General features: G+C 72.4%; 4 protein-coding genes. 2 read left to right on the top strand and 2 right to left on the bottom strand.

The window, feature by feature from the left end; genetic code table 11:
• Window positions 1-163: 163 nt before the first annotated feature.
• Together GKQ77_RS29095 and GKQ77_RS29090 are read right to left on the bottom strand one after the other, a co-directional pair.
• Entirely contained in the window at window positions 164-1,177 is a 1,014-nt protein-coding gene (locus GKQ77_RS29095) for a zinc-dependent alcohol dehydrogenase (RefSeq protein ID WP_219692048.1), read from the bottom strand.
• A complete protein-coding gene (locus GKQ77_RS29090) occupies window positions 1,174-2,340 on the bottom strand; it encodes a mandelate racemase/muconate lactonizing enzyme family protein (protein ID WP_219692046.1) in 1,167 nt (388 codons plus the stop codon). Before GKQ77_RS29090 ends, GKQ77_RS29095 begins: the two co-directional genes overlap by 4 nt.
• Window positions 2,341-2,516: 176 nt before the next feature.
• On the opposite strand from GKQ77_RS29090, the gene GKQ77_RS29085 reads away from it, so the two are divergent.
• Together GKQ77_RS29085 and GKQ77_RS29080 are read left to right on the top strand one after the other, a co-directional pair.
• Window positions 2,517-3,290 (top strand): IclR family transcriptional regulator, encoded by a 774-nt coding sequence (locus GKQ77_RS29085; protein WP_219692045.1) that lies wholly within the window; start codon window positions 2,517-2,519, stop codon window positions 3,288-3,290.
• Window positions 3,287-3,999 (top strand): SMP-30/gluconolactonase/LRE family protein (locus tag GKQ77_RS29080; protein ID WP_219692043.1); only part of this gene is annotated, 713 nt, incomplete at its 3' end. The genes GKQ77_RS29085 and GKQ77_RS29080, both read left to right, overlap by 4 nt.

Here is a 3,999-nt window from a genome sequence, read left to right as displayed (position 1 = left end):
CCGGGGGGCTGACGGGGCGGTCACGGGACTCCCATTTCGTGAGGGGGCGCCCCGGCAAGGGGCGCGGATTTCGTGAGAGGGCGCCCGGCAAGGGGCGCGGGGCTGGGACATGTGCGGCTCCGCCGCGTGGCACGACCGGCCACACGCGGCCCGCCGCGAGAACTCAGGGCGACAGCAGCACCTTCCCGGTCTTCGGGCCGCCCCCGCCCACCAGGGCGACGGCCTCCCCGAACCGCTCCAGCGGAAACTCATGGGTGATCAGCGGGGCCGGGTCGAGCAGCCCGAGCCCGAACGCCCGCACCGCGTCCGACCAGGCGGAGGACGGCGCCCCGAAGACGGAGCGCACCTCCAGCTGGCTCAGCGACAGATGCACCGGGTCGATGCCGACCGCCCCCGCCGTGAACATCCCGGTGAGGACGACCCGCCCGCCCCGGCGCGCGAGCAGACACGACGAGGCGGCGGTGGTCGGCGCGCCCGCCGTCTCCACGACCAGATCGAAGCGGCCATGGACGGCCCGAGCCTCGTCGGGCGAGAGCGCGTCCGTGGCGCCGAAGTCCCGCGTTTGCTCCGCACGGGCCCCGCGGGGATCGACCACGACCAGCTCGGCGGGGTTCGACGCGGCGAGCAGCTGCACCGCGAGCTGCCCGAGCGTGCCCGCGCCGACCACCGCGACGCGCTCGCCGGGGCTCGGACGGCCCGTCCGCACGGCCGCCGCGATCACCGCGGACGGCTCCAGCAGGGCGGCCGCGCGCAGGTCCGCGTCATCCCGCAGCGGGTGCAACAGCCGCGCGGGCACGGTCAGATGGTCGGCGAAGGCACCCGGCTCGGTGAACCCGGTCTCCGCGTAACCGCCGGTGCACAGGCTCGTCTCCCCGCACCGGCAGCGCTCGCAGACGCCGCACGCGCGAAACCCCTCGGCGACGGTCTTGCGGCCGACGAGCGCGGGCGCGACGCCCTCGCCGACCGCCACCACGGTCCCGGACCACTCGTGGCCCGGGATCACCGGGTAGCGGACGTAGGCGGCGTCGCGATGACCGTCGTACACCTCGCGGTCGCTCATACAGATCCCCGCGGCGGCCACCCTGACAAGGACCTCGCCGGGCCCCGGCACCGGGACGTCCCCGGTGACCAGCCGGTGCTCGCCCGGCCGGTCGACGACGATCGCGCGACTGCTCAACTCTTCGCCCCGCCCGGCGCACGCTTCTCCCAGCCCTCGGCCCACAGGTCGAACCGCGCCTGCTGCTGGGGGAATTCGGCGGCGGCGTCGATGTCGAGCTCGACGCCGAGACCCGGGGCGTGCGACAGCTCGAAGCAGCCCGTCTCCGGATCGACTCGCGGCGCGCCCCTGACGACCTTCTTGATGTCGGCGTCGGCGAAGTCGTTGAAGTGCTCCAGGATCTTGAAGTTCGGTGCGGTGAAGCCGACTTGGAGCGAGGCGGCGGTCAGCACGGGACCGCCCACGTTGTGCGGGGCGATCAGCATGTAGTGCGTCTCGGCGGTGGCCGCGAGCTTGCGGGTCTCCCAGATGCCGCCGATGTGGCCGACGTCCGGCTGCAGGATGTCCGCCGCCTGGCTCTCGAAGAGTTCCCGGAACTCGATCCGGTCGTGGATGCGCTCGCCGGTCGCCACCGGCATCTCCACCTTCGCGGCGACCTTCTCCAGCGCCTTCAGGTTCTCCGGCGGCACCGGCTCCTCCAGCCAGGCCGGGCGGAACGGCGCGAGGTCGCGGGCGAGGCGGATCGCCGTGGCGGGCGAGAACCGGCCGTGCATCTCCAGCATCAGCTCGGCGTCGGGCCCGATCGCGTCGCGCACGGCCTCGATCAACGACACCGCGTACAGGCTCTGTTCGTGGTCGAGTTCGTAGTGGCCGGTCCCGAAGGGGTCGATCTTCAGCGCGCGGTAGCCGCGCTCCATGACGGCCTGGGCCGCCTTGTGGTACGCCTCCGGGGTGCGCTCGGTGGTGTACCAGCCGTTCGCGTACGCCTTGACGCGGTCGGTGACCTTGCCGCCGAGCAGCTGCCAGACGGGGACGCCCAGCGCCTTGCCCTTGATGTCCCAGCAGGCCATCTCGATGACCGCGATGCCCGACATCACGATCTCGCCGGCCCGGCCGTAGTCGCCGTACTTCATCCTGCGGACAAGGTCCTCGACGGCGAACGGGTCGGACCCGGCGATGTGGTTGGTCTCCGCCTCGCGGAGGTAACCGATGAGCGCGTCGGTGTGGCCGAGCATGCGCGTCTCGCCGATTCCGGTCAGGCCCTCGTCGGTGTGCACCTGGACGTAGGTGAGGTTACGCCAGGGTGTTCCGACCACATGCGTGCTGATTCCCGTGATGCGCAAGGCAGTTGCCCCTTGACTTGTTCGGTATTTCGTCACACGTTCGAAATGTTGGCGTGACGGTATTCACGGTGGCCGGAACGTGTCAATGGGTCGCGCGGAACGGTCTGGGGCGCCTAGCCTGTGTTCGTCATATCGATCAGCGGCCGAGGTTTCGGACGCGCAGGGTGGGAGGGCTCATGGGACGACTCGTTCCCGCGGTGACCAGGTCGCTGGACATACTCGAACTGTTCCTGGAAGGGGACGGGACGCTCTCCGCGCCCGAGGTGACCCGCAAGCTCCAGCTGCCGCGCACCACCGTGCACGAACTGCTCACCACCCTGGCGGCCCGTTCCTACCTCGTCCAGATTCCGGACCAGCCGGGCCGCTACCGCCTCGGCGTACGCACCTACCAGCTCGGCAGTCGCTACGCCGAGCAGCTGGACCTCGCCGCCGAAGGTCAGCAGGTGGCCCGCGAGGTCGCCGAGACCTGCGACGAGACCGTCCACGTCGCCATCCTGGAGGACACGGACGTCATCTACATCGCCAAGGTGGACTCCACGCACGCCGTGCGCATGGTCTCCGCCGCCGGCCGCCGCCTGCCCGCGCACTGCACCTCCGTCGGCAAGATGCTCCTCGCCTCGCTGCCGCAGGAGGAACTGGAAGCCCGCCTGGACGGCAGGGAGTTCACCGCGATGACGCCCGCCAGCATCACCGATCCGGACGAGCTTCTCGCCACGCTCGCCACGGTCCGCGAGCGGGGGATCGCGGTCGAGCACCGCGAGTCCAACCCGGACGTCAGCTGCGTGGCCGCGCCCGTGCGGGACGGCGCGGGCCGGGTCGTCGCGGCGCTCTCCATCTCCGTACCGATGATCCGCTGGAGCGAGGCGCGCGAGCAGGAACTCGCCGAACTCGCCGCCAAGGGCGCCGACGACCTCTCGGTCCGCCTCGGCCACCGCGGGGACGCGCGGTGAGAGCCGCGTACGAGGTGGTGGTCCGTGAGCAGGCGCTGCTCGGCGAGGGCCCTACCTGGGACGCGGCCGCCGGACGCCTCATCTGGGTCGACATCCTCGCCTCCCGCGTCCATACGTACGACCCCGCCGACGGCCGCCGCACGGTCATGGCCACCGAGCAGCACGTCGGCGCGGCGAAGCCCCGTGCGGGCGGCGGCCTGGTCGTCAACCTCCGTGACGGCATCGGCCTGTACGGCCCAGGCGGCGCGCCCTTCTCCTGGCTGGTGCGCGACCCCGTGCCGGGCCGGCGCGGCAACGACGCCGCCGTGGCGCCCGACGGTTCGCTCTGGGCGGGCACCATGCGCTACGACGAGGCGCCGGGCGGTGGCGGCCTCACCCGCGTCGCCCCGGACGGCACCGTCACCGGGCAGTCCGGACCGCTCGGCGACGTGGCCGTCAGCAACGGCACGGGCTGGAGCCCCGACGGGCGGCTCATGTACTACGCCGACAGCCCGACCCGCCGCGTCGACGTCCTCGACTTCGACGGACGACACGTGCGTGACCGGCGCCCGTTCGCGGTGATCGAGGACGGCGCGGGCGACCCCGACGGGCTCGCCGTCGACGCGGACGGATGTGTCTGGGTCGCCCTCTGGAACGGCGGAGCCGTCCGCCGCTACACCCCCGACGGACGGCTCGACCTGACCGTGAACCTCCCCGTGCCCCGCCCCAC

The sequence above is a fragment of the Streptomyces anatolicus genome (genome assembly GCF_019400875.1).
In the GTDB taxonomy this organism is placed as follows: domain Bacteria; phylum Actinomycetota; class Actinomycetes; order Streptomycetales; family Streptomycetaceae; genus Streptomyces; species Streptomyces anatolicus.
Note: the sequence above shows the minus strand (reverse complement) of the source record. Positions and strands in the feature narration are given on the sequence as shown.

Excerpts from the sequence above, each read along its gene's own strand:
- GKQ77_RS29085 (WP_219692045.1), top strand. The coding sequence starts at position 2,517 with ATGGGACGACTCGTTCCCGCGGTGACCAGGTCGCTGGACATACTCGAA.